Raw genomic sequence first — 22,204 nt, 5'->3', positions numbered from 1 at the left:
CTTCCCGGACGGAGCGCCGGCGCTTCAAGTGATCCTTCCGTCGTCCCTACCGCTTCTCGACCTCGACGCGTGCCGTGTTGTTCTTAGGGCGGGAATCGGCCTCCTGGTACATCGTGGTGACGAAACCGGGCCGCAGGTCCCCTGACGCGTCGAGGCGGAACTCGAAGGCGTACCGCAGCTCCTTCCCGGCCGCGAGGTACTGCCCCGAGGTGCCCCCACAGCTGTAACCCCGTCCCTTGGGGTGGCCGAGGCCGGGCTCCCCCGAGGTGTAGCCCTTGGTGGGCCGGTCGGCCTTGTGTCCGTAGCAGTCACGCGGGGCGTGCACGACGGTCACCCCCGGAGGCACGGACAGCCACAACGAACCGTAGTCGTTCTGGCGCTCCTTCTGCGTGCTCCCCCTGCTCCCGGGCCCGAGGTTGCGCACGGTGAACTCCGCCCGCACCACGTCGCCGGGCCTGCCCCGCAGCGTGGCCCCGGTGACGGTGAAGTCCGCTGTACTGGCCACGTCGACGGCGGTGCTCAGCAGACCGTACGCCTTCGCGTCCGTGCGCAGGTGCGTGGCGACGGAGGGCCGGGGGACGGCCGTCAGTTCGCCGGGACCGTCGCCCTCGTGCTTGTCGCCCTGGTGGGGCAACGAACGGTACTTGTCGGACGACCACGGCCTCACTTCGTACTCGATGTTCTCCAGCAGGGCGTCGGCATGCGCCCGCACCGCCCCGAGATCGAGGTCGTACGAGGCCATCGGGGCGAAGGGGCCCCGCACCTTGCAGCTCACCGTCGTCAGAAGGTCCTCTCCGCGCACCCGCACGCAGTTGCGGAACCGCTCGGTGAGCGACAGGCCCGGTGAGAGCGTCAGCAGGATCTCGACCGCGGGAAGAGCGGTTCGGGTGAAGTTGGTGAAACCGCCCGGCAGCGGCAGCGTTCCGTCGAGAGCGAGCCGTTCGCGGGCGTTCGCCGCCCGGTCGAACTCCTGCCCGGTCTCCGGGACCAGCGCCGTGTACCTCTGCATGCCGTGCGAGCCGTCCCCGGCGGAGGCGGTGAACCGCACCTCGCGGGACAGGCCCACGGCCGAGGCCTTCGGGAGGCCGACGCGTACGGCCCCGACCCGGACGGGCACGCCCCGCCGGACCGGGCCGATGCCGTGGCAGACGCCGACCAGGTCGCCGTCGGGATCGCAGGGCACCTCCACGTCGTCCGAGACGGCTTTCAGGGCGGAGGCGTCGACCGTCACGGTGACGTCGGTGAGGTCGGTCCGTCCCACGTTGGACACCCAGATGCCGTTGGAGTGGACGGTCTCGTCCAGGGGGACCAGCTTCTCCCACGGTGTGTCGATGACCACGACCAGGGGATGTGTGGTGGCGTCCGGCCGGGTGGTGTCCGCGTCGGCGGGTGTCGTGATCAGCAGGGCACCGACCGTCAGGGCCGTACCGACGAGCGTGAGACGCCGGGGGCGTCGGTGGGTGCGATGCATCAGGACTCCTCCTGGAGGGTGCGGGAAGCCCCGGACCGGCGCCGCAGCCACAGGGCACCGCCGCCCAGGGCCAGTGCCGCGGCGATGCCGCCGCCGATGAGGACGGGGAAGGGGGAGGAGCCGCTCCCCGAGGCCGACGGGACGGCCGGGGCGCCGGCGATGTCGACCTTGATGGCGGCCGAGTCGTTCGAAGGGTCGCTGTCGTCGATCTGCGCGGACTCCGCTATGCCGATCCTGCCGGGCCTGTTGTCGGCCCGGTCGACACGGAACACGAAGGGGAAGTGCTCGAACTGCCCCGGGGACATGTTGCGGCTCTTGTCGAGACGGTTCTGCGAGCAGTAGTAGTGGGACGCGCCCGGGGCACCCTGGTCCTCGTGCCCTCGTTCCTTGCCCCGGCAGAAGTCGGGGACCCCGACGGCCGTCAGTCCGGGCGGCACCGTCAGGTCGACCACGACCGCCGTCTCGTTGTCCTCCTCGTCGTCGAAGACGGCCGATGTGCCCGCGGGACCGTTGTTGACGAAGAAGAAGTCGGCCTTGACCTTGTCTCCCCGCTTGCCGCGCAAGGTCACCTCGTTGAGCGCGAAGTCGATGGGGTTGTCGACGTTCACGCGGGTCGACACCGAGTCGTCCGAAGCCGGCCGGACGTACCGGTCCGGGCGGCCGCGCTCGCTGAAGCCCAGCGGTCGGCCAGTGCCCCGGCGCCCGCCCTTCGGCGGCTCGTCGACGCCCACTTCGTAGTGGATGCCCTCGAAGCGCGCCGCGTTGTCGACGTCCACCTCGCCGAGATCCAGGTCGTAGGACCGGCCGGACCGCATCGTGCCGTCCAGCCGACAGGTCATGTCGTCGACCAGCAAGGTGTCGCGGTCCTCCTCGTACCAGCAGTTGCCGAACTCCTCCTCGAAGGAGAGGTAGTCGGCGAGTTGAACCTCCAGATAGACGGTGTGGAGCGTTCGTCCCGTGCTGTTGGTGAACCCTCCGGGCAGGTCGAACGTCGCCCCCGGGATCGTGGTGACCTTCTCGACCGCCCGGTCGAAGCGAAGTCCGTCCTCCTCGGCGGCGGCGAGGTGCGGTGTCCCGAGGACCGTCAGCAGACCGGCCACCAGGGACAACGACCAGGCACGGCCTGACGGCTGTCCGTCCGCGCGACTCTCTCGACGGGGCACGAACCCTCCCTGTGTCGTGGAACGCCGACGGGCCGACCCCTTGGAGTCGGCCCGCCGGACGAGGTGCTTGCACGATGAGACCAAGATCGTCACACGAAGGTTGTACGAGCCCGGGAGCCGGGCCTCACCGTCCGGCGGCCCCACGGTGACCGGAAGCGCGGACTGCCGTCACTCATCGCGGAGCGACAGCCGCCCCGCACCCCGCGTCCACAAGGATCGACAGGCGCCCGCGTCCCCTGTGCCCGCGCTCGGCGACGTACGCTTCACGCCCTGCGGACGGCCGCGAGCGCCACCAGCATGCTCGTGAGCAAGAGGGACGCCACGAGAGAAGCGAAGAACAGGGCAACGAGCCAGCCGGCGTTCGCACCGGTGAGCGTGCCGTCGGCGGAGGCGCAGGCCACCTCTGGCGGGAAGCTTTGCCGGCGCAGTTCGCCGCAGGCGTTCGGCAGGTCGTCATTGACGACGTACGCGTTCGTCCAGCACAGCGCCCAGCTGACGAGGAAGACCCCCAGCGAGGCCAAGGAGACGCCCCACAACGCGGTCGGGCGCTGGGCTGTCCTGGAGTCTGTCGGAGACGCGGTCATGACTGGGAGCGTACTGAAACGTTTTTGAACTTCGTTCCGCAGCCGGGCACTTGAACCGCCAAGCCGTCCCGGTCGCCCGCTTCACTGGTCCCGGCCGGCCCTTTCCCGTAGCGCGGCCTCCAGTCGATCGCGGACCTCGGTCTGGGCGGCGATCCGTTCGTCGATGATTGCCAGCCGTTCCAGCGCGACCCGCAGGCCCTTGGCCGAGGGCGGTGCGGCAGCGACATCGCCGTCCAGACACGGAAGGAAAACGCGCACGTCCTCCAGAGTGAGCCCGGCGGCCAGCAGGTAGCGGATGTTGAGGACCCGCACCACGGCCCGTTCGTCGTAGACGCGGTAGCCGTTGGAGGCCCGTTCGGAAGAAATCAGCTCGGCCTGCTCGTAGTGCCGCAGCGCACGAGCGGTCGCCCCAGTGGCCCTGGCCAGCTCGCCGATCCGCACCCCGCCCCACCCCCGGGTCACTTCTATCACGCCACGACCGCTCCACCATCGACCGGGAGGATCACTCCGGTGACGAACGACGCGGCCGGTGAGGTGAGTTGGGTGATCGCCCAGGCCACCTCCTCCGGTCGGCCGATCCGGTTCAGCGGGGTGTGGGCCAGCTGCCATTCCCGCACCGCGGCCATGCGCTCCGGCGTCAGGCCCTGGTGCTCGCCGATGGGGGTGTCGATCGCGCCGGGGGCGACAGCCACCACCCGGACTCCGCGGGGTGCCAACTCGACCGCCCAACTGCGGGTCAGCAGTTCCAGCGCGGTCTTGGTCGCCGCGTAGACCGAGCTGCCGGGCCAAGCCCGCTGCCCGACCGACGTACTGACGTTGACGATCACTCCGCCCGACGTCTCCAGCGGCGGCAGCGCAGCCTGTGCCAGCAGGACGGGAGCGACGAGGTTGGTGGCGACCTGAGCAGTGATCATCTCCTGCGTCAGCGTCCCGAGGGCACCGCTGCGCACGATGCCGGCGTTGTTGACCAGAACGTCCAGTCGGCCGTGTGTCTCCAGCACGGCACTGATGATCCGCTCGGGCTCGCCCCCGGCGGTGATGTCGGCGGTCAGTGGTGTGATCCGGTCATGCCCGGCCGCGGTTTCCTCGAGCGGTTCGAGACGCCGTCCGAGCGCGACCACATGAGCGCCCTCGGCGGCGAAGGCGCGGGCAGTTGCCCGGCCGATCCCGGTACCGGCTCCAGTGACGGCGACGATCCTGCCGCTCTGCGGTGCGATGTCGTTCATGCCGGTCATGGTCCAACCCTTCCGCCAGTGGCAACGTCAACGTCTCATCGCAGAAGGGAGCGCTCGGATCCGGGTGTGTGGGAGCGAGACCGACGATGCGCGCATCCACTTGAGGTACGGATCCGCATGATTGACCTCAGTCGGATCGCACGGAGTACCGCTGGTTTTCGATGAACTGGCGTACGGCGCTCGGCGGTGCCTCGCACAGCTTCCGGAGAAGTACGACTCGAACCGGAAAAGGCTGCCATGACGACAGCAGTCAAACGTTAGAGTGATGGAGTGAGCGCGGAGTGTGTTCATGGGAGGCGGCAGTTGGGGCACCGCGCTCGTCTCGCGCTGACACCCGGGCAGACCCTCCTCATGGATGGTCAGGCACATGCGGCCCGCGCTCTGTGGAACTGTCTGCACGACTGGTGGTCGATGCTCCCGAAGGAGAAGCGTTGTCTGGCCGCGGCCGACGCGGCGATCCGACAAGCCCGCAAGGAGATCGACTGGCTCGGCATGCTCCCCGCTCAGGCTGCACAGGCTGTGCTGAAGACGTACTTCCAGGCTTGGCGCAACTGCTGGGACGGCCGGGTCGGCGCCCCGACCTTCAAGGTCCGCAACCGCACGGTGATGTCCGTGGACATCCCGCAGGGCCGGGACCTGAACATCACCCGTGTGCACCGCCGCTGGGGCATGGTCAACATCCCCAAGGTCGGCCGCGTCCGCTTCCGCTGGACCAAGGAACTCCCGGTCGGAAAGAGGGCGCGCGGCGACGACCGGATCACCGGCGCTCGGCTGGTCAAGGACGCGCTCGGCTGGCACATCTCCTTCCGCGTTCAGATCCTCGAAGCCGGGCCGGAGCCACACACCGGCCCGGACGTCGGCATCGATGCCGGGGTGAATCTTCCTCTGGCCCTCTCGGATGGCAATCATCAGGACCACGGACGCCCGCCCCGTCTTGCCGACGGTACGGCCGACCAGGGCAAGTGGCTGAACCCGCCCGAGAAGGCCAAGCTGCTGGGCCTTGAACGACGCGCCGCCCGGCGCAAGCAGCACCGAGGGCGCGGAGAAAAGACTTCCCGCCGCCTGCAGCACACCTATGACCAGATCAAACAGCTCCGCGCCAAAGCCACGCGCCGCGCCGTCGACTGGCAGCACAAGACCACCACCTACATCGCCGAGCGGTACAGCATCGTCGTGGTCGAACAGCTCCACATCAAGAGCATGGTCAAGTCCGCCAGGGGCACCATCGAGGAACCCGGCCACAACGTCGTCCAGAAGTCCGGCCTGAACCGCTCCATCAGCCAGGAGGCATGGGGCCGCACCGTGACCATGTTGGCGTACAAGACCGCCCGCCAAGGCGGTGCTCTGCACAAGGTTCCCGCCCCCGGCACTTCCCTGCGCTGCTCGGCATGTGGTTCCACCACACCGGGCAGTCGCAAGGACCAGGCCACGTTCGTGTGCAAGAACCCCGACTGCGGATGGTCCGGCAACGCCGACTGGAACGCGGCCCGGAACATCCTGCACCTGTACCGGAGGGGCCACGCGCTCGTCCCGGCTGCCGGGAGGGCAGTCGTCAGGCGTCCCCGTGGCGTCAAGCCCGCCACCGCAAGGTAGGCAGGAATCTCCCTCATTCACGAGGGAGAACACTTCAATACAACGGCACCTGGTACGACAACGGCTCGAAGTACTTCAAGCTGAGCTCACGGGCGTGTCCAAGGTGGAGCTGACCGGTACACACGAGACGGGCTGGCGAACGCGCGTCCGCTCCTCGTACGTCAACTCCTCGTCGGGTGACACCGTGAACTCGACGACGCACGGCGCGTGGAAGTACTTCACCTTCACGAGCTGAGCGGTACGCGGCGTGAGCCGTGGCGTCCGCAACCGGGCCAGGTGCTGGTGCACAAGGCCCGGTTGCCCCCGTGGCGCCCCGGCCCCGCGCCCGCGGTCCGGTGAGCCACTGATCGGCGACGCCGTCTTCACCGTCGGGAACCACGTGTGTCCGGTGTCCGTCAGCGCGAGGCGACCGCGCGCAACGCCCACTCGTGTTCCGCCGCAGTGCGGAGGGCGTCCTCCAGGTCGCGGACCTCGTCCGACAGAGGGCCGTCGCTGCCGAAGACGCGGTCGGCGAGCTCGGTCAGCGTGTCGTTGTCGTCGGGAGCCGGGGCGAACAGCACGCCGTAGAGCGTGTCGAAGTTCTCGGGCCGGGCTTCGGCCGCCTCCACGCCGGTCCGGACGTCTGCGCACCGAAGCCGCAGCAGCGTGACGAACGACCGGAGGGCGTCTCCCCGGACGTCCGGGTCGGCGCAGGTGCGCAACCGTGCCCGCAGGTCGGCGTACAGCTGTGGCAGACCGAGACCCAGGACGCGCGTGCCCGCGTACGTCCACAGCGCCGATCCGGTGCTAGTGCCACAGGCCTCCCAGCGGTCGTCCCACAGCAGACGGGTGAAAGCGGTGCGCGCACGGTCGCCGTGCAGGGAGATCCCCAGGATCAGGCCGCCGTTGCAGTCGACCGAGGCGTGGTTCTCACCCCATGCGACGAGCCGGTCCAGCCATGCCGGGTCTTCGGTCTTCGGGGTGAGGACGGGAAGGAACTCGGGGAACAGGGCGGCCCCTTCGTGCTTCTCCAGCGCCTCGGTGATCGCGTCCCGCAGATCCTCGCAGGGCAGGTGCAGCAGACCGAGGCACGCGTCCCTCGACACGTGGTGTGAGCCGTCGACGTGTTCCCACAGCAGGGACGTGGCCGGGGCGTACCCCAGGCGGCCCACGGCGTGGAGCACGTCGGACGGTACGCCGTCACGCAGTCGCCCCCCGTCGACCGTCGCCTCCAGCAGGCGCGCGGCCAGCCGCCGGTCGCCATGGCGGGCGAGGACCGGCACCAGCGCCTCGTGCGCGGCGGGCGCCGAGAGGAACAGCGGGAGGAGCGCTTCCGCATCGGCCGGGCCGCCGTGTCGGAGCACGGCCTCGGCGGCCATGGACTCCCATCGCCACGCCACCTCCGGGGCGTCATCGGCGGCGCGCCGGTCGAGTATGGCCTGCGTGGCCGGGGACAGCGTCAACTTGGCAACCGCCTCTGTGTGGACAAGATCTGACGTCTGGGTATCTGTGCAGGTTATAGGCGTGATGATGCTCAGGTCAGCAGATGGTCGGCATCGGGCGCGGGGGAGCCCCGGTCTGCTGACCTGGTGACCGCCGCGCCGGTGGGCCGTTGTTGTTCCATGTGAATCGAGTTCCGTGTCGCGCACCATGATGGACGCCTCGGAGTGCCCTGTGGACGCCTTGACAAGGGTTCTGGCCGACCTCAGACTGACGTTGCGCTTACTGCAATCCGTTTCGCTATACGCACCGAGGTGTCATGATGATTCCCGCGTGCCGTCTCGCGGATCTGCCGCGAGGCGAGGCCCACCGGCTCGACATCGATCCGCCGGTCTCGGTCTTCCACACCGAGGACGGCGAGCTGTTCGCCATCGACGACACCTGCACCCACCAGGACGCCTCGCTCGCCGACGGCTGGCTGGAGGGCTGCGAGGTGGAATGCCCGCTGCACGCTTCGAAGTTCGACCTGAGGACCGGCGCGGTCGACTCTCCGCCGGCCAAGCTCCCGGTCCGGACGCACGAGGCCGTCGTCGAGGATGGCGTGATCCACGTCCGGTTGTCCGCGGCCGCCCCCAACCTGCCGCCCTGTGCCGCAACCCGGCCCGCCGGGGGTTCCGGGTGAGGACCGTCGCCGTGGTCGGCGCCTCGCTGGCCGGTCTGTCGGCGGCGCGCTCGCTGCGGAAACATGGCTATGGCGGGCGGCTGGTCGTCATCGGTGACGAACTCCACCGCCCGTACGACAGGCCCCCGCTGTCCAAGGAGTTCCTGGCCGGCACCCTCGGCGAGGCGGATCTCTCTCTGGAGGCGGACGACGAGGACCTGCGGGCGGAGTGGCTGCTCGGCGCTCGTGCCACCGGACTCGACCGCACCGAGCGCGCCGTCCACCTCGCCGACGGGCGGGAGGTCCGCGCCGACGGCGTCGTCATCGCGACCGGCGCCGCGGCGCGTACTCTGCCCGGCTCCGAGGGCCTGGCCGGAGTGCACACCCTGCGCACCCTGGACGACGCCCGCGCCCTGCGGGACGAACTGGCCCGGGGCGGACGGCTGGTGGTGATCGGCGGCGGCTTCATCGGTGCCGAGGTCGCCTCCACCGCATACGCCCTCGGGCTGGACGTGACGGTCGTGGAGGCGGCCCCGACGCCCCTGGCCGGACCGCTCGGCGCGACGATGGGCGGCATCGTCTCCGCCCTCCACGCGGACCACGGCGTAAGGCTGTTGTGCGGTGTGGGGGTCAAGGGGCTGAGGGGGGACGGGCGGAGCGGGACAGGGGTCCCCCCGGACGGAGTCCGGGGGAGGGTGGACGCCGTCCTGCTCGAGGACGGCCGCGGTGTCCCCGCCGACATCGTCGTCGTCGGTGTGGGCGCCCGCCCGTGCGTCGAGTGGCTGGAAGGATCCGGCGTCGAACTCGACAACGGCGTCAAGTGCGGCGCCGACGGTCGCACCGGCCTGGCCGGCGTGGTCGCGGTCGGTGACTGCGCCAACTGGTACGACGCCCGCGCGGGCGCCCACCGCCGCGTCGAACACTGGACCGGAGCGCGCGAGCGTCCCGACGCCGCGATCGCCGCGCTGCTGGCGGGCGGTGCGGTGGAACCGGGTGTGCCCCGGCCGCCGTACTTCTGGTCCGACCAGTACGGCGTGAAGATCCAGTTCGCCGGTCACGCGGCAGCCGCCGACAGTGTGGCCATCGAGGCGGGCGCGGCGGACGACCGCGACGTCCTGGCCGTCTACCGGCGGGCCGGGGTTCCGGTCGCCGTGCTCGGGATGAACCAGCCTCGGCTGTTCACCCGCTGGCGCAAGCAGCTCGCGGCCGTGAGCTCTTGACGCGACCCCTGAGTCGTCTCATGCCGCGGTTGTGCATGGTGCGCGGCGTTGCCCCATGTACGACACTGCCCGGAGTCTTTCCTCCCGGCACGTGAATGGCCCCTCCACGACGTTTCCCGAGGAGTGCACCGTGATCCCGACCAGCCTGCCGGACAGTCTGATCGCCACCCTCCCCGGCTCCTCCTACACGGATCCGGGGATCTTCGCCCAGGAGCAGGAGCGCATCTTCGAGACGATGTGGTTCTGCGCCGTGCGCTCCTCGGAGCTGGCGACGCCCGGTGCCTTCAGGACGGTTGAGGTGGGCCGCGAGAGCATCCTGATCACACGGGCGCGGGACAACTCCGTACGTGCCTTCTTCAACGTCTGCCGGCACCGCGGCGCCAAGCTCTGCGCCGAGGAGGCCGGAGAGGTCAAGCGTGCCTTCCAGTGCCCGTACCACGCCTGGACCTACGACCTGAACGGCAAGCTCGTCGCGGCGCCCAACCTCACGAAGATGCCCGACGTCGGCCGCACGGAGTTCGGCCTGGTCGGCGTGACCACCCGCGAATGGCTCGGCTACGTCTGGGTCTGCCTGGCCGAGAACCCGCCCTCCTTCGAGGAGGACGTCATCGGAGAGGTGATCACCCGCCTCGGCGACGCGGAGGCCATCGAGCACTACGACATCGGCAACCTCGCAGTCGGCAGGCGGATCGTCTACGACGTCAGGGCGAACTGGAAGCTCATCGTCGAGAACTTCATGGAGTGCTACCACTGCGCCACGATCCACCCCGAACTGACCGAGGTGCTCCCCGAGTTCGCCGACGGCTACGCCGCTCAATACTACGTCGGCCACGGTGCCGAGTTCGGTGAGGAGGTCCGGGGCTTCACCGTCGACGGCTCCGAGGGCCTGGACCGCATACCCGGCGTGTCCGACGACCAGGACCGCCGCTACTACGCGATCACCGTCAAACCGCAGGTCTTCATCAACCTCGTCCCCGATCACGTGATCTTCCACCGGATGTACCCGGTGGCCGTCGGCCGCACGATCGTCGAGTGCGACTGGCTCTACCTCCCGCACGTCGTCGAGGGCGGCAAGGACGTCAGCCGGTCCGTGGAACTCTTCGACCGGGTCAACCGCCAGGACTTCGACGCGTGCGAGCGCACGCAGCCCGGGATGAGCTCACGGATGTACGCCAAGGGCGGGGTACTGGTGCCCAGCGAACACCACATCGGTGCCTTCCACGACTGGGTGAACGAGCGCCTCGGCACTCCCCGGCCGTAGCGGGGCGGGTCAGCCCAGGTGACCCATCCGGTGACTGATCTCCTCCGCGCCCTTGACCAGCACCGGAGCGAGTTCGTGCAGGCGCTCCTCGGTGAACCGGTACGCGGGTCCGGAGGCGCTGAGTGCCGCGATGACCTCGCCGCCTCGGTCGCGCACCGGCGCGGCCATGGCGTGGAGCCCGACCTCCAGCTCCTCCAGGGTCCAGGCATATCCGCGCTCCCGGGCCTCGGCGAGGTTCTTCTCCAGCCTCGTCCTCGAGGTCAGGGTGTGCGGGGTCTCCTTCTTCAGGCCGGCCTCGGCCAGCAGCGCGGTGCGCTCCTCGGCGGGCAGATACGCCAGCAGGACCTTGCCGCTGGAGGTGGCGTGCAGCGGGGTCAGCTGGCCGACCCAGTTGTGCGCGGCGACGGCCCCGGGGCCGCGCACCTGGTAGAGGTTGATCGCGTAGTGCTCCTGCATCACGGCGATGTTGACGGTCTCGCCGATCTCCTCGGCGAGCCGCTCGCAGACCTGGCGGCTCTGCTGGGTGATGTCGATGCGCCCCGTGACCGCGCCGGCCAGGCGCACGATGCCGAAGCCGAGGCGGTACTTGCCGCGCTCGCCCGCCTGCTCCACCAGGCCGCGCGCCTCCAGGGCGCCGAGCAGCCGGAAGGCGGTCGACTTGTGAACATCGATCTCGGCGGCCACCTCGCTGACGCCGGCCTCGCCGCGCTGGGCCAGGATCTCCAGCACGCTGATGGCGCGGTCGACGGACTGCACGCCGCCGGACTGCGAACCCGTCGTTTCGACGTCTGGACTGTAGTTGCTCACAGCGAAACTATACGCGTAGTAAACAACAGCGGCGCAAGTAACGGCACGGAAACGTAGGCCGTGTGAGTTGCGCTGTTCGCAACCTGGTGCGTATGGCGCTGCTCGTACTAGCATGCCTCGGGTATCTGTGGCGCGAGCGAGACGAGGCACCATGGCTCCCCTGCACTACGACTTCGTCATCGTCGGCGGTGGATCCGCCGGCAGCGCACTGGCCAACCGGCTCTCCGCCGACCCGCGCAACCAGGTGCTGGTCCTGGAGGCGGGCCGGCCCGACTACCCGTGGGACGTCTTCATCCACATGCCCGCGGCGCTGACGTATCCGATCGGCAGCCGGTTCTACGACTGGAAGTACGAGTCGGAACCCGAGCCGCACATGGGCGGCCGGCGCATCTATCACGCGCGCGGCAAGGTGCTGGGCGGTTCCAGCAGCATCAACGGCATGATCTTCCAGCGCGGCAACCCCATGGACTACGAGCGCTGGGCGGCCGGGGCCGGCATGGAGTCCTGGGACTACGCGCACTGTCTGCCGTACTTCAAGCGGATGGAGAACTGCCTCGCGGCCGCACCCGACGACGAGTTCCGCGGCCACGACGGTCCCCTCGTCCTCGAGCGCGGCCCCGCCACGAACCCGCTGTTCGGAGCCTTCCTCAAGGCCACCCAGGAGGCGGGCCACGCCCCCACCGACGACGTCAACGGCTATCGGCAGGAAGGTTTCGCGCACTTCGACCGCAACGTCAGCCGCGGCCGCCGGCTGTCGGCCGCCAAGGCGTACCTCAAGCCCGTGAGGAAGCGGCCCAACCTCACCGTCACCACCCGTGCCCTGGTCACCCGCGTCCTCTTCGAGGGCAAGAAGGCCGTCGGCGTCGAGTACCGGCGCCGCGGCAAGGTCCGGCAGGTGCGCGCCCGCGAGGTCGTCCTCTGCGGCGGCGCGATCAACTCCCCGCAGCTGCTCCAGCTCTCCGGAGTCGGCAACGCCGAGGAACTGGGCGCGCTCGGCATCGACGTCGTCCACGACCTTCCGGGCGTCGGTGAGAACATGCAGGACCACCTGGAGGTGTACATCCAGTACGCCTGCAAGCAGCCCGTCTCCGTGCAGCCGTACATGGCGAAGTGGCGCGCGCCCTTCATCGCCCTGCAGTGGCTCTTCCGCAAGGGCCCCGCCGCGACCAACCACTTCGAGGCCGGCGGCTTCGCCCGCAGCAACGAAGACGTGGACTACCCCAACCTGATGTTCCACTTCCTGCCGGTCGCGGTCCGCTACGACGGCTCCTCGCCGGCCGGCGGCCACGGCTACCAGGTGCACGTCGGCCCCATGTACTCCGACGCCGTCGGCTCGGTGAAGATCAAGAGCAAGGACCCGCGGGAACACCCGGCGCTGCGCTTCAACTACCTGTCCACCGAGCAGGACCGCCGCGAGTGGGTCGAGTCGGTCCGGGTCGCCCGCGAGCTCCTCAACCAGCCCGCCCTGGCCCCGTACAACGACGGTGAGATCTCACCGGGACCGTCCGTGGCGAGCGACGAGGAGATCCTCGCCTGGGTGGCAAAGGAGGGCGAGACCGCCCTGCACCCTTCCTGCACCTGCAGGATGGGCACCGACGAGATGTCCGTCGTCGACCCCACCAGCATGCGCGTGCACGGCGTGGAGGGGCTGCGCGTCGTCGACGCGTCGGTGATGCCCCACGTCACCAACGGCAACATCTACGCGCCGGTGATGATGATCGCGGAGAAGGCGGCCGACCTCATCCTCGGCAAGGAGCCGCTGCCCCCCTCCGAGGCCGCCTACTACCGCTACCGGGACGCCCAGAAGCAGGCCGGGTAGACGGTGGACGCCGAGGGGCTCGGGGTGCTGCCGGTGCTGCGCAGGCTGAGTGAGCTGGGCAGCCCGTTCGCGCGCGTCGGCATCACCGGCCATCCGGAGGGCCATCCGCTCATCCGCGACGACCTCACCATCCAGGCCGTGTGGGACAAGCGCGCGCACGCCACGTACATCGTGAGCAACCTCTGCTTCGATCCGCGCGTGCTGGGTGACTGGGTCGGCCGTATACGGCGCCGCGGCGTCGTCCTGCCCGTCCACGTGGGCGTGGCGGGGCCCGTGCGGCGGGCGAAGCTGCTGGCCATGGCGACGAGGATCGGGGTGGGGGAGTCGACGCGCTTCCTCACTCGGCGCGCCTCGTTCCTGCGGTTCGCGACCCCGGGCGGCTACGCGCCCGACCGGCTGCTCGCCCGCAGCGCGAAGGCGCTGACCGCGCCCTCGGCCGAGGTGGCGGGCCTGCACGTGTTCACGTTCAACCAGATCGCCGAGACCGAACGGTGGCGCCGCGCGCTGCTGGACCGGTCGGGCGACTGAACCGATCGCCGGAGCGGGGTACGGCGTCCAGGAGGACGCCCGGCTTCGTATACGAAGGGGCTGGGCCGGGATACGGCCCAGCCCCTCATGCCGCGGTCCCTGGTGAAATCGTCATTCGCCAACCCCTTGACGTAGGTCTGTGGCGTTCGCCAAGGTGTTCCACCACAAGCAATGGAATGCACGATGCGCAACGCGTAACGGCTGAAGGGCTTGGCGAGTGGCAGACCTGTACGTGGCTGGGGAATGGCGCGACGCCGTGGCCGGTGGCCGCCGGGAGATCCGCTGTCCCGCCGACGGCGCGCTCGCCGCGACCGTGTCCGAGGCGACGCGTCCGGATGCCGAGGCGGCGATCGCGGCGGCACGCCGGGCCTTCGACGAAGGTCCCTGGCCGCACACCCCCGAGCGGGAGCGCGGCGCGCTGCTGCTGCGCACCGCCGACCTCGTCGAGCGCGACGCCAAGGAGTTCGCCCGCGCCGAGTCGCTGGACACCGGCAAGCGGCTGGTGGAGAGCGAGTACGACATCGCCGACGTCGTCTCCTGTTTCCGCTACTACGGCGGGATCGCCGGCACGGATGCCGGCCGGGTGATCGACACCGGTCGTGATGACGCCGTCAGCCGTGTCGTGTACGAACCGATCGGTGTGTGCGGGCTCATCACCCCCTGGAACTACCCTCTGTTGCAGGCCGGTTGGAAGGTCGCCCCGGCGCTTCTCGCGGGCAACGCGATCGTCCTCAAGCCCAGCGAGCTCACCCCCTCCACCTCGATCCTGCTGATGCGGGCACTGGAGGAGGCCGGGCTCCCGGCCGGCGCCGCCAATCTCGTCCTGGGCACGGGCCCCGAGGTGGGCGCACCGCTGTGCGAGGACCCGGCCGTCGACATGGTCTCCTTCACCGGAGGCCTGGAGACCGGCAAGCGCGTCATGGCCACCGCCGCCGCGACCGTGAAGAAGGTCGCGCTGGAACTCGGCGGCAAGAACCCCAACGTGGTCTTCGCCGACGCCGACTTCGAGACGGCCGTCGACTTCGCCCTCACGGCCGTCTTCCTGCACTCGGGCCAGGTCTGCTCGGCCGGCGCCCGGCTGATCGTCGAGGACTCGGTCCATGACGCCCTGGTCGACGAGGTCGTCCGGCGCGCCCGGCGGATCCGACTGGGCGGGCCCTTCGACCCCGAGGCCGAGACCGGCGCGCTGATCTCCGCGCGGCACCGGGAGAAGGTCGAGGCGTATGTCGCCGCCGGCCTCGCGGAGGGTGCCGTACTGCGCTGCGGCGGCGAACGGCCGGGCGATCCCGCCCTCGCGAACGGTCACTACTACCCGCCGACCGTGCTCGACGCGTGCACCCAGGACATGCGGGTGGTGCACGAGGAGTCCTTCGGACCCGTGCTGACCGTCGAGCGCTTCACCGACGAGGACGACGCCGTACGCATCGCCAACGACACCGAGTACGGACTCGCCGGCGCCGTCTGGACCCAGGATGCCGGGAAGGCCCAGCGGGTCGCCCGGCGACTGCGCCACGGCACGGTGTGGATCAACGACTACCACCCGTATGTGCCGCAGGCGGAATGGGGCGGCTTCGGGCACTCGGGCGTGGGCAGGGAGCTGGGACCGACCGGCCTCGACGAGTACCGGGAGCCCAAACACATCTGGCAGAACATCCAACCCCGGCCGCAGCACTGGTTCCGCGGCTGAACGCCGAAGAGAGGTCGATCGTGACCCCAGCACAGACGGAGGCTCCGCAGCGGCGCGGCACGCCCCAGGACTCGGCCCCCACTCCGGTCATATCCGTGCGCGAGCTGTGGAAGGTGTTCGGGCCGAAGGCGGACCAGGTACCAGGCTCCGAGGAGCTGTGCGGGCTCACCCGTCGCGAGCTGATGGAGCGCACCGGATGCACCGCTGCCGTGCGCGATGTGAGCTTCGACGTCTCACCCGGCGAGGTCTTCGTCGTCATGGGCCTGTCCGGCTCCGGGAAGTCCACCTTGGTGCGATGTCTGACCCGACTGATCGAACCCACCGCGGGGGAGATCGTCTTCGAGGGCGAGGACATCCGCGACGCGGACGACAGGCGCCTGCGCGAACTGCGCCGCCACAAGTTCTCCATGGTCTTCCAGCACTTCGGGCTGCTGCCGCACCGAAGGGTCGTCGACAACGTGTCGTTCGGCCTGGAGATCCGCGGCATGAGCAAGGCCGAGCGCACCAGGCGGGCGCTCGAGGTCGTCGAACTGGTCGGCCTCTCCGGCTACGAGAACTCCTACCCCGACCAGCTCTCCGGCGGTATGCAGCAGCGCGTCGGCCTCGCCCGGGCGCTGGCCGGCGACCCGGACGTACTCCTCTTCGACGAACCGTTCTCGGCGCTGGACCCGCTGATCCGCCGGGACATGCAGAACGAGGTCATCCGGCTGCACCACGAGGTCGGCAAGACGATGGTGTTCATCACCCACGACCTCTCGGAGGCGCTCAAGCTGGGTGACCGCATCCTCATCATGCGCGACGGCAGGACGGTCCAGTGCGGCACCGGGGACGAGCTGGTCGGCGCCCCCGCCGACGACTACGTACGCGAGTTCGTCAAGGACGTGCCGCGCGGCGACGTACTCACCCTGCGCTGGATCATGCGCGCGCGGGAGGACGGCGACGAACTGGACGGCCCCGAGCTGGGCCCGGACGTCGTGGTGAAGGAGGCCACCCGGGCGGTGCTCACGGCCGACAAGCCCGTCAAGGTCGTCGAGGACGGCAAGCTGCTCGGCATCGTCGGCGACGAGGAGATCCTCGCGGTGGTCGCCGGGCGGGAAGGCGGCGCGTGATGGGCGTCGCCGTCGAGGAATCCCGGAAACCCGGAGAAGCAGGTGCCGTGGAGCCGGCCGCGCCCGCCGAGGGCGCGCGCAAGGTCGGCCGGCCCGTGGTGATCGGCGCGATCCTCGTCGCCTGGCTGGTGCTGTTCGCCGTCCTGCGCGGAAAGCAGACCCTGCCGCTGGCGGCGGCGGATCTGACCGATCTGCACCGGTGGATCAACGACTTCAACGACTCCATCGGCGCCCACCGCAACTCCAACCCGCTCTTCCTGTACTTCTTCAACGAGATCCGGCTGGTCATCGACAACCTGGTGACCTTCGTCCAGCACCTGATCTCCCAGCCGTCCGGGGCCCGCCCGGTCCCGCAGGTCGGCTGGCTCGGCGTCGTCGGCATCGCCGGGTACGTCTCCTGGGCCGTGGGGAACTGGCGGGTCGCGCTGCTGGCCGTGGCGGGCTTCACCTTCTTCGGGCTGCAGGGGCTGTGGCAGGAGAGCATGGACACCCTCGCCCTGACCCTCTCCGCGGTGTTCGTGGCCCTGCTGTTCGCGCTCCCGCTCGGGGTGTGGGCCGGGCTGTCGGACCGGTTCAACCGGATCATGACGCCCGTCCTGGACTTCATGCAGACGATGCCGACCTTCGTCTACCTGGCACCGCTGACCCTGTTCTTCCTCATCGGCGGAGCGTCCGCCACCATCGCCACCGTGATCTACGCGGCCCCGCCGACGATCCGCATCACCGCGCACGCCATCCGCAACGTCTCGAGGACGACCGTCGAGGCGGCCGACTCCCTGGGCGCCACCCGCCGTCAGTCCCTGCTCAAAGTCCTGCTGCCGATGTCCAGGCGGACCGTGGTGATGGGGGTCAACCAGACCATCATGGCCGCCCTGGCCATGGTGACCATCGCGGCCCTGATCAACGCGCCGGGCCTTGGCGTGAACGTCCTCCAGGCACTGCAGTCGCTCGACGTCGGCACGGCCTTCAACGCGGGTCTCGCCATCGTGGTCATGGCGATCGTCCTGGACCGGGTCACGACCGCGGCCGGCGTCCGCGAGGAGAACGCGCGGCGCTCCAAGAACCGCTTCGTGAAGTGGCGGCGGCCGTTGCTGGGCGCGGGCGCCGTGGTCACGGCGGTCCTGATCTACCTGTCGCACACCTATGTGTGGGCGGCGGACTTCCCTGGGGACGGCACGGTCGGCCACCACATCGCGAGTGCGGCGGACACCGCGACCGACTGGGCCCAGGACAACCTGTCGGGTCTGACCAACGCCTTCCGTGACGCCGTCACCAACGGCCTGCTCAACCCGTTCCAGACGCTGCTCACCGACTCCCCGTGGTGGCTCGTCGGCGCGGTGCTGGTCGCACTGGGCGTGGTGCTCGGCGGCTGGAAGGCCGGGGTCACCACGGCCGTGTGCGTGGGCCTGCTGGTCGGTACGGGTGTGTGGTCGGACGGCATGACGACACTGGCCTCGACGCTCGTCGCCACGGTGCTGGTGATGGTGCTCGGCGTCGTCTTCGGCGTGTGGATGGGGCGCAGCACGCTCGTGGACCGGCTGATCCGGCCCACCCTGGACGCGGCCCAGGTCATGCCGCCGTTCGTCTATCTCGTGCCGTTCCTCGCGCTGTTCGGTGCCACCCGTTTCACGGCCATCGTCGCCGCGGTCGTCTACGGCGCGCCGGTCGCCGTGAAGATCATCGCCGACGGGATCCGTGCCGTGCCCGAGACCACCGTGGAGGCGGCCGCCTCCGCCGGGTGCAACACCTGGCAGATCATCACCAAGGTCCAACTGCCGATGTCGCGCGGTGCCCTGACGCTCGCGACCAACCAGGGCCTGATCTACGTGCTGTCGATGGTCGTCGTGGGCGGCCTGGTGGGAGCAGGGGCCCTCGGCTACGACGTCGTGGCCGGATTCTCGCAGGGAGAGCTGTACGGCAAGGGGCTGGCGGCGGGATGCGCCATCGTCCTGCTCGGAGTCATGTTCGACCGGATCACTCAGGCAGCGGCGCGTCGCGTGGGCGCATAAGGAGCACGACACCATGGCAAGACACTGGCGAGCCGGCACGGCCGGCCTGGCCGTCCTCGGCCTCACCCTCACCGCGTGCGGCGGGGCGAAGGTCGGCGACTCCTCCTCGGGTTCGAACGGCGGGGGCAGCTCGGGCAAGTGCGGCACGTTCAACCTCGCGGTCAACCCCTGGGTGGGTTACGAGGCCGACGCGGCGGTCGTCGCGTACGTCGCCGAGCACGAACTCGGCTGCAAGGTGAACAAGAAGAACCTGAAGGAGGAGATCGCCTGGCAGGGCTTCGGCACCGGCGAGGTCGACGCCGTCCTGGAGAACTGGGGCCACGACGACCTGAAGAAGAAGTACATCACCCAGCAGAAGACCGCCGTCGAGGCCGGCGAGACCGGCAACAAGGGCATCATCGGCTGGTACGTGCCGCCATGGCTGGCCAAGGCGCACCCCGACATCCTCGACTACAAGAACCTGGACAAGTACGCGGCCGAGTTCAAGACGTCCGAGTCGGGAGGCAAGGGACAGCTCCTCGACGGCGACCCGTCGTACGTCACGAACGACGAGGCCCTGGTGAAGAACCTGAAGCTGGACTTCAAGGTGGTGTACGCGGGCAGCGAGACCGCGCTCATCCAGTCCTTCCGGGACGCCGAGAAGAACAAGAAGTGGGTGATCGGCTACTTCTACGAGCCGCAGTGGTTCCTGTCCGAGGTGCCGCTCAAGAAGGTCTCCCTGCCGAAGTACACGACCGGCTGTGACGCCGCCGCGGAGAAGGTCGCCTGCGACTACCCCGTCTACGACCTGGACAAGATCGTCAGCTCGAAGTTCGCCAAGTCGGGCAGCCCCGCCTACGACCTGGTGAAGAACTTCAACTGGACGAACGAGGACCAGAACACGGTCGCCGAATACATCGCCCAGGACAAGCTGTCCGACGAGGCGGCGGCGAAGAAGTGGGTGGACGCCAACAAGGACAAGGTGGACGCCTGGATCAAGTAGGCCGGGGCCAGGGGCCGGTCGGACATGCCCGGCGGGCGGTGCGTGCAGGTGCGCGCCGCCCGCCGGGCATTGCCGTGTTCCGGGCGGTTTTCAGGCCTGTTCTCCGACGTCACGGCCCCCTTGACACCCCCACTTCACGGCGGGCACATTGAGTTGCGCAACCTGAATTATGTTGCGCAGAAAGCAACTCGAAGGTTTCGATTTCGGAGGTGCGGCGATGGCGGGACCCCGAGTGGTGATCATCGGAGCAGGCGTCGTGGGAGCGGCCCTCGCCGACGAGATCTCCGCGCGCGGCTGGACCGAGGTGACCGTGGTCGACCAGGGCCCGCTGCCCGCCACCGGGGGATCGTCGTCGCACGCCCCGGGCCTGGTCTTCCAGACGAACCCCTCCAAGACCATGACCGAGTTGGCCCGCTACACGGTCGAGAAGTTCTGTTCCCTCGAGGTCGACGGCAAGCCCTGCTTCCTGCAGGTCGGCGGCCTCGAAGTGGCGACCACCCCCGAGCGCGTCGCCGAACTGCACCGCCGCCACGGCTGGATCACCGCCTGGGGCGTCGAGGCCCGACTGCTGAGCCCCGAGGAATGCGTCGAGCGGCACCCGCTCGTCGACCCGGACAAGGTCCTCGGCGGCCTCCTCGTCCCGACCGACGGCCTCGCCAAGGCCGTTCTCGCGGTGGAGGCGCAGATCCGCCGGGCCACCGAGCGCGGCGTACGCTTCCTCGCCCGCCACGAGGTCCTCGACGTACACCAGAGCGAGGGCCGCGTCACCGGTGTCCTCACCGACCAGGGGGAGATCCCCGCCGACGTGGTCGTGTGCTGCGCCGGCATCTGGGGCCCGAAGATCGCCCGCATGGTCGGCATGAACCTCCCGCTCACCCCGCTCGCCCACCAACTCGCCTGGACCGGACCGGTACCGGCGCTCGCGGGCCAGACCGAGGAGGCGGTGCGCCCGATCCTGCGCCACCAGGACGCCGACCTCTACTACCGCGACCGTTTCGACGCCATCGGCATCGGCTCCTACGGTCACCGCCCGATGCCCGTCTCCGCCGACGACATCCTGTCCGTGGACGAGGCCGACGAGATGCCGTCGGTCCTGAAGTTCACCGAGGACGACTTCGAGGACGCCTGGACCGAGACCCGCTCCCTGCTCCCCGCGACGCGCGAGGCCAAGATCGAGGAAGGCATCAACGGCCTGTTCTCCTTCACCACCGACGGCCAGCCGCTCCTCGGCGAGTCCCCGGACGTCAAGGGCTTCTGGGTCGCCGAGGCCGTCTGGGTCACCCACTCCGCCGGCGTCGGCCGGGCCATGGCCGAATGGCTGGTCGACGGCCACTGCTCGTCCTTCGACCTGCACGAGTGCGACGTCAACCGCTTCGAACCGCACCAGCTCGCCCCCGAGTACGTCCTGGCCCGCGGCTGCCGGAACTTCGTCGAGGTCTACGACATCCTGCACCCGCTCCAGCCGTCGGGGGACCCGCGCCCGATCCGCACGAGTCCCTTCCACGCCCGCCAGCAGGAGCTGGGAGCCTTCTTCCTGGAGGCGAACGGCTGGGAGCGCCCGCAGTGGTACGAGGCCAACGCGCGCCTGCTGGAGGGCCGTTCCATCCCGACCCCGAACGACTGGGCCGCGCGCCACTGGTCCCCGATCGTCGGCGCCGAGGCACAGGCAACCCGCGAGAGCGTCGCGATGTACGACATGACGGCCCTCAAGCGCCTCGAGGTCACAGGTCCCGGTGCCGCCGCCTTCCTGGAGGGGCTGTCCACCGGCAGGATCGACAAATCCGTCGGCTCCGTCACGTACACCCTCCTGCTGGACGAGGACGGCGGCATCCGCAGCGATGTCACCGTCGCCCGGCTGGCCCGCGACCTCTTCCAGGTCGGCGCCAACGGCAACCTGGACCTCGACTGGTTCACCCGCCACCTCCCCACCGGGGGCACGGTCCAGGTCCGTGACATCACCCCGGGCACCTGCTGCATCGGCCTGTGGGGCCCGCTCGCCCGCGAGGTCCTGCAGCCCCTCACCGACGAGGACTTCTCGAACGACGGCCTGAAGTACTTCCGCGCCCGGCGCGCCCACATCGGCTCCGTCCCCGTCACCGCGATGCGCCTCTCCTACGTCGGCGAGCTGGGCTGGGAGCTGTACACCACCGCCGACCTGGGCCGGAAGCTGTGGGACACCCTGTGGCAGGCGGCCGAGCCGCTGGGCGGCGTCATCGCCGGGCGCGGCGCCTTCAACAGCCTCCGGCTGGAGAAGGGCTACAGGTCCTTCGGCACCGACATGACCTACGAGCACGACCCCTACGAAGCCGGCCTGGGCTTCGCCGTCAGGCTCGACAAGGGCGACTTCATCGGCAAGGCCGCCCTCGAGCGCCGTAGGACCGACGTCCGCCGCAGGCTGACCTGCCTCACCATCGACGACCCGCGGTCCGTCGTCATGGGCAAGGAACCGGTGTACGACGGTGACCGCGCCGTCGGCCACGTCACCAGCGCCGCCTACGGCTACACGATCGGCAAGGGCATCGCGTACGCCTGGCTCCCGACGGAACTCGCCACCCCCGGCACCACCGTGCACATCGGCTACTTCGACCGGCGCGTCGAGGCGGTCGTCGCCGAGGAGCCCCTGTTCGACCCGACCATGTCCCGCCTCCGTGGCTGA

Annotated in this window: 18 protein-coding genes and 1 pseudogene; 12 read left to right on the top strand and 7 right to left on the bottom strand. The window is 69.7% G+C overall.

Translation table 11 applies throughout. The features are described from left to right. Positions 1 to 46: 46 nt before the first annotated feature. The 5 genes from ACICHK_RS01260 to ACICHK_RS01240 all read right to left on the bottom strand — a co-directional run bounded on the left by ACICHK_RS01260 (position 47) and on the right by ACICHK_RS01240 (position 4,453). Entirely contained in the window at positions 47 to 1,471 is a 1,425-nt protein-coding gene (locus ACICHK_RS01260) for a hypothetical protein (protein ID WP_406835121.1), read from the bottom strand. Then, positions 1,471 to 2,634: a hypothetical protein gene (locus tag ACICHK_RS01255; RefSeq protein WP_406835120.1), complete on the bottom strand. Its 1,164-nt coding sequence runs from the start codon at positions 2,632 to 2,634 to the stop codon at positions 1,471 to 1,473. The genes ACICHK_RS01260 and ACICHK_RS01255 overlap by 1 nt, the downstream gene beginning before the upstream one ends. A 263-nt stretch (positions 2,635 to 2,897) precedes the next feature. Beyond that, positions 2,898 to 3,218: a hypothetical protein gene (locus ACICHK_RS01250; RefSeq protein ID WP_406835119.1), complete on the bottom strand. Its 321-nt coding sequence runs from the start codon at positions 3,216 to 3,218 to the stop codon at positions 2,898 to 2,900. Positions 3,219 to 3,299: 81 nt separating this feature from the next. Next, entirely contained in the window at positions 3,300 to 3,659 is a 360-nt protein-coding gene (locus tag ACICHK_RS01245; RefSeq protein ID WP_406841132.1) for a MerR family transcriptional regulator, read from the bottom strand. 26 nt (positions 3,660 to 3,685) lie between these two features. After that, complete coding sequence (locus tag ACICHK_RS01240) at positions 3,686 to 4,453, bottom strand: SDR family NAD(P)-dependent oxidoreductase (protein ID WP_151467641.1); 768 nt, start codon at positions 4,451 to 4,453, stop codon at positions 3,686 to 3,688. A gap of 351 nt (positions 4,454 to 4,804) precedes the next feature. Between ACICHK_RS01240 and ACICHK_RS01235 the strand changes: the two genes are divergently transcribed. Together ACICHK_RS01235 and ACICHK_RS01230 are read left to right on the top strand one after the other, a co-directional pair. Continuing rightward, positions 4,805 to 6,046 carry an RNA-guided endonuclease InsQ/TnpB family protein gene (locus ACICHK_RS01235; protein WP_406835118.1) on the top strand — a complete coding sequence of 414 codons (1,242 nt, stop codon included), beginning with the start codon at positions 4,805 to 4,807 and terminating at the stop codon, positions 6,044 to 6,046. Between the two features lie 94 nt (positions 6,047 to 6,140). After that, the gene (locus ACICHK_RS01230; protein WP_406835116.1) at positions 6,141 to 6,281 is read left to right on the top strand and encodes a hypothetical protein; all 141 of its coding nucleotides are present in this window, start codon (positions 6,141 to 6,143) and stop codon (positions 6,279 to 6,281) included. A 160-nt stretch (positions 6,282 to 6,441) separates the two neighbouring features. Here ACICHK_RS01230 and ACICHK_RS01225 read toward each other — a convergent pair whose 3' ends face one another. Next, complete coding sequence (locus tag ACICHK_RS01225) at positions 6,442 to 7,488, bottom strand: hypothetical protein (RefSeq protein ID WP_406835115.1); 1,047 nt, start codon at positions 7,486 to 7,488, stop codon at positions 6,442 to 6,444. Positions 7,489 to 7,784: 296 nt separating this feature from the next. Here ACICHK_RS01225 and ACICHK_RS01220 point away from each other — a divergent pair, with 296 nt between their 5' ends. From ACICHK_RS01220 to ACICHK_RS01210, 3 genes are all read left to right on the top strand, one after another. Beyond that, entirely contained in the window at positions 7,785 to 8,147 is a 363-nt protein-coding gene (locus ACICHK_RS01220) for a bifunctional 3-phenylpropionate/cinnamic acid dioxygenase ferredoxin subunit (protein ID WP_406835114.1), read from the top strand. Then, on the top strand, positions 8,144 to 9,346 hold the full coding sequence (locus ACICHK_RS01215; protein ID WP_406835113.1) for an NAD(P)/FAD-dependent oxidoreductase: 1,203 nt from the start codon (positions 8,144 to 8,146) through the stop codon (positions 9,344 to 9,346). The genes ACICHK_RS01220 and ACICHK_RS01215 overlap by 4 nt, the downstream gene beginning before the upstream one ends. A gap of 130 nt (positions 9,347 to 9,476) precedes the next feature. After that, the gene (locus ACICHK_RS01210) at positions 9,477 to 10,607 is read left to right on the top strand and encodes an aromatic ring-hydroxylating dioxygenase subunit alpha (RefSeq protein ID WP_406835111.1); all 1,131 of its coding nucleotides are present in this window, start codon (positions 9,477 to 9,479) and stop codon (positions 10,605 to 10,607) included. A 9-nt stretch (positions 10,608 to 10,616) separates the two neighbouring features. Here ACICHK_RS01210 and ACICHK_RS01205 read toward each other — a convergent pair whose 3' ends face one another. Further along, complete coding sequence (locus ACICHK_RS01205) at positions 10,617 to 11,363, bottom strand: IclR family transcriptional regulator (protein ID WP_406841131.1); 747 nt, start codon at positions 11,361 to 11,363, stop codon at positions 10,617 to 10,619. Positions 11,364 to 11,565: 202 nt separating this feature from the next. Here ACICHK_RS01205 and betA point away from each other — a divergent pair, with 202 nt between their 5' ends. From betA to ACICHK_RS01170, 7 genes and pseudogenes are all read left to right on the top strand, one after another. Further along, positions 11,566 to 13,233, top strand: a complete 1,668-nt coding sequence (gene betA / locus ACICHK_RS01200) for a choline dehydrogenase (RefSeq protein ID WP_406835109.1) — start codon at positions 11,566 to 11,568, stop codon at positions 13,231 to 13,233. Between the two features lie 21 nt (positions 13,234 to 13,254). Next, positions 13,255 to 13,761: pseudogene (locus ACICHK_RS01195) on the top strand (5,10-methylenetetrahydrofolate reductase); the annotation flags it as partial. 217 nt (positions 13,762 to 13,978) lie between these two features. Continuing rightward, the gene (locus ACICHK_RS01190; RefSeq protein ID WP_406835107.1) at positions 13,979 to 15,448 is read left to right on the top strand and encodes an aldehyde dehydrogenase family protein; all 1,470 of its coding nucleotides are present in this window, start codon (positions 13,979 to 13,981) and stop codon (positions 15,446 to 15,448) included. Positions 15,449 to 15,468: 20 nt separating this feature from the next. Beyond that, on the top strand, positions 15,469 to 16,557 hold the full coding sequence (locus tag ACICHK_RS01185) for a glycine betaine/L-proline ABC transporter ATP-binding protein (RefSeq protein ID WP_406835105.1): 1,089 nt from the start codon (positions 15,469 to 15,471) through the stop codon (positions 16,555 to 16,557). Further along, positions 16,557 to 18,566, top strand: a complete 2,010-nt coding sequence (locus ACICHK_RS01180; protein WP_406835103.1) for an ABC transporter permease — start codon at positions 16,557 to 16,559, stop codon at positions 18,564 to 18,566. The genes ACICHK_RS01185 and ACICHK_RS01180 overlap by 1 nt, the downstream gene beginning before the upstream one ends. Positions 18,567 to 18,579: 13 nt before the next feature. Beyond that, positions 18,580 to 19,548, top strand: a complete 969-nt coding sequence (locus ACICHK_RS01175; protein WP_406835101.1) for an ABC transporter substrate-binding protein — start codon at positions 18,580 to 18,582, stop codon at positions 19,546 to 19,548. A 217-nt stretch (positions 19,549 to 19,765) separates the two neighbouring features. Then, positions 19,766 to 22,204: an FAD-dependent oxidoreductase gene (locus ACICHK_RS01170; protein ID WP_406835099.1), complete on the top strand. Its 2,439-nt coding sequence runs from the start codon at positions 19,766 to 19,768 to the stop codon at positions 22,202 to 22,204.

Origin of the sequence: Streptomyces sp. AHU1 (assembly GCF_045343905.1) — a bacterium.
GTDB classification, from domain to species: Bacteria; Actinomycetota; Actinomycetes; order Streptomycetales; family Streptomycetaceae; genus Streptomyces; species Streptomyces triticiradicis.
This window is presented reverse-complemented; position numbering and strand designations above follow the sequence as displayed.

What these genes read in the sequence shown, in the direction of transcription:
- ACICHK_RS01260 (WP_406835121.1), bottom strand. Translation starts at nt 1,471, where the DNA reads ATGCATCGCACCCACCGACGCCCCCGGCGTCTCACGCTCGTCGGTACG.
- ACICHK_RS01250 (WP_406835119.1), bottom strand. Translation starts at nt 3,218, where the DNA reads ATGACCGCGTCTCCGACAGACTCCAGGACAGCCCAGCGCCCGACCGCG.
- ACICHK_RS01240 (WP_151467641.1), bottom strand. Translation starts at nt 4,453, where the DNA reads ATGACCGGCATGAACGACATCGCACCGCAGAGCGGCAGGATCGTCGCC.
- ACICHK_RS01235 (WP_406835118.1), top strand. Translation starts at nt 4,805, where the DNA reads ATGGATGGTCAGGCACATGCGGCCCGCGCTCTGTGGAACTGTCTGCAC.
- ACICHK_RS01220 (WP_406835114.1), top strand. Translation starts at nt 7,785, where the DNA reads ATGATGATTCCCGCGTGCCGTCTCGCGGATCTGCCGCGAGGCGAGGCC.
- betA (WP_406835109.1), top strand. Translation starts at nt 11,566, where the DNA reads ATGGCTCCCCTGCACTACGACTTCGTCATCGTCGGCGGTGGATCCGCC.
- ACICHK_RS01180 (WP_406835103.1), top strand. Translation starts at nt 16,557, where the DNA reads ATGGGCGTCGCCGTCGAGGAATCCCGGAAACCCGGAGAAGCAGGTGCC.
- ACICHK_RS01175 (WP_406835101.1), top strand. Translation starts at nt 18,580, where the DNA reads ATGGCAAGACACTGGCGAGCCGGCACGGCCGGCCTGGCCGTCCTCGGC.
- ACICHK_RS01170 (WP_406835099.1), top strand. Translation starts at nt 19,766, where the DNA reads ATGGCGGGACCCCGAGTGGTGATCATCGGAGCAGGCGTCGTGGGAGCG.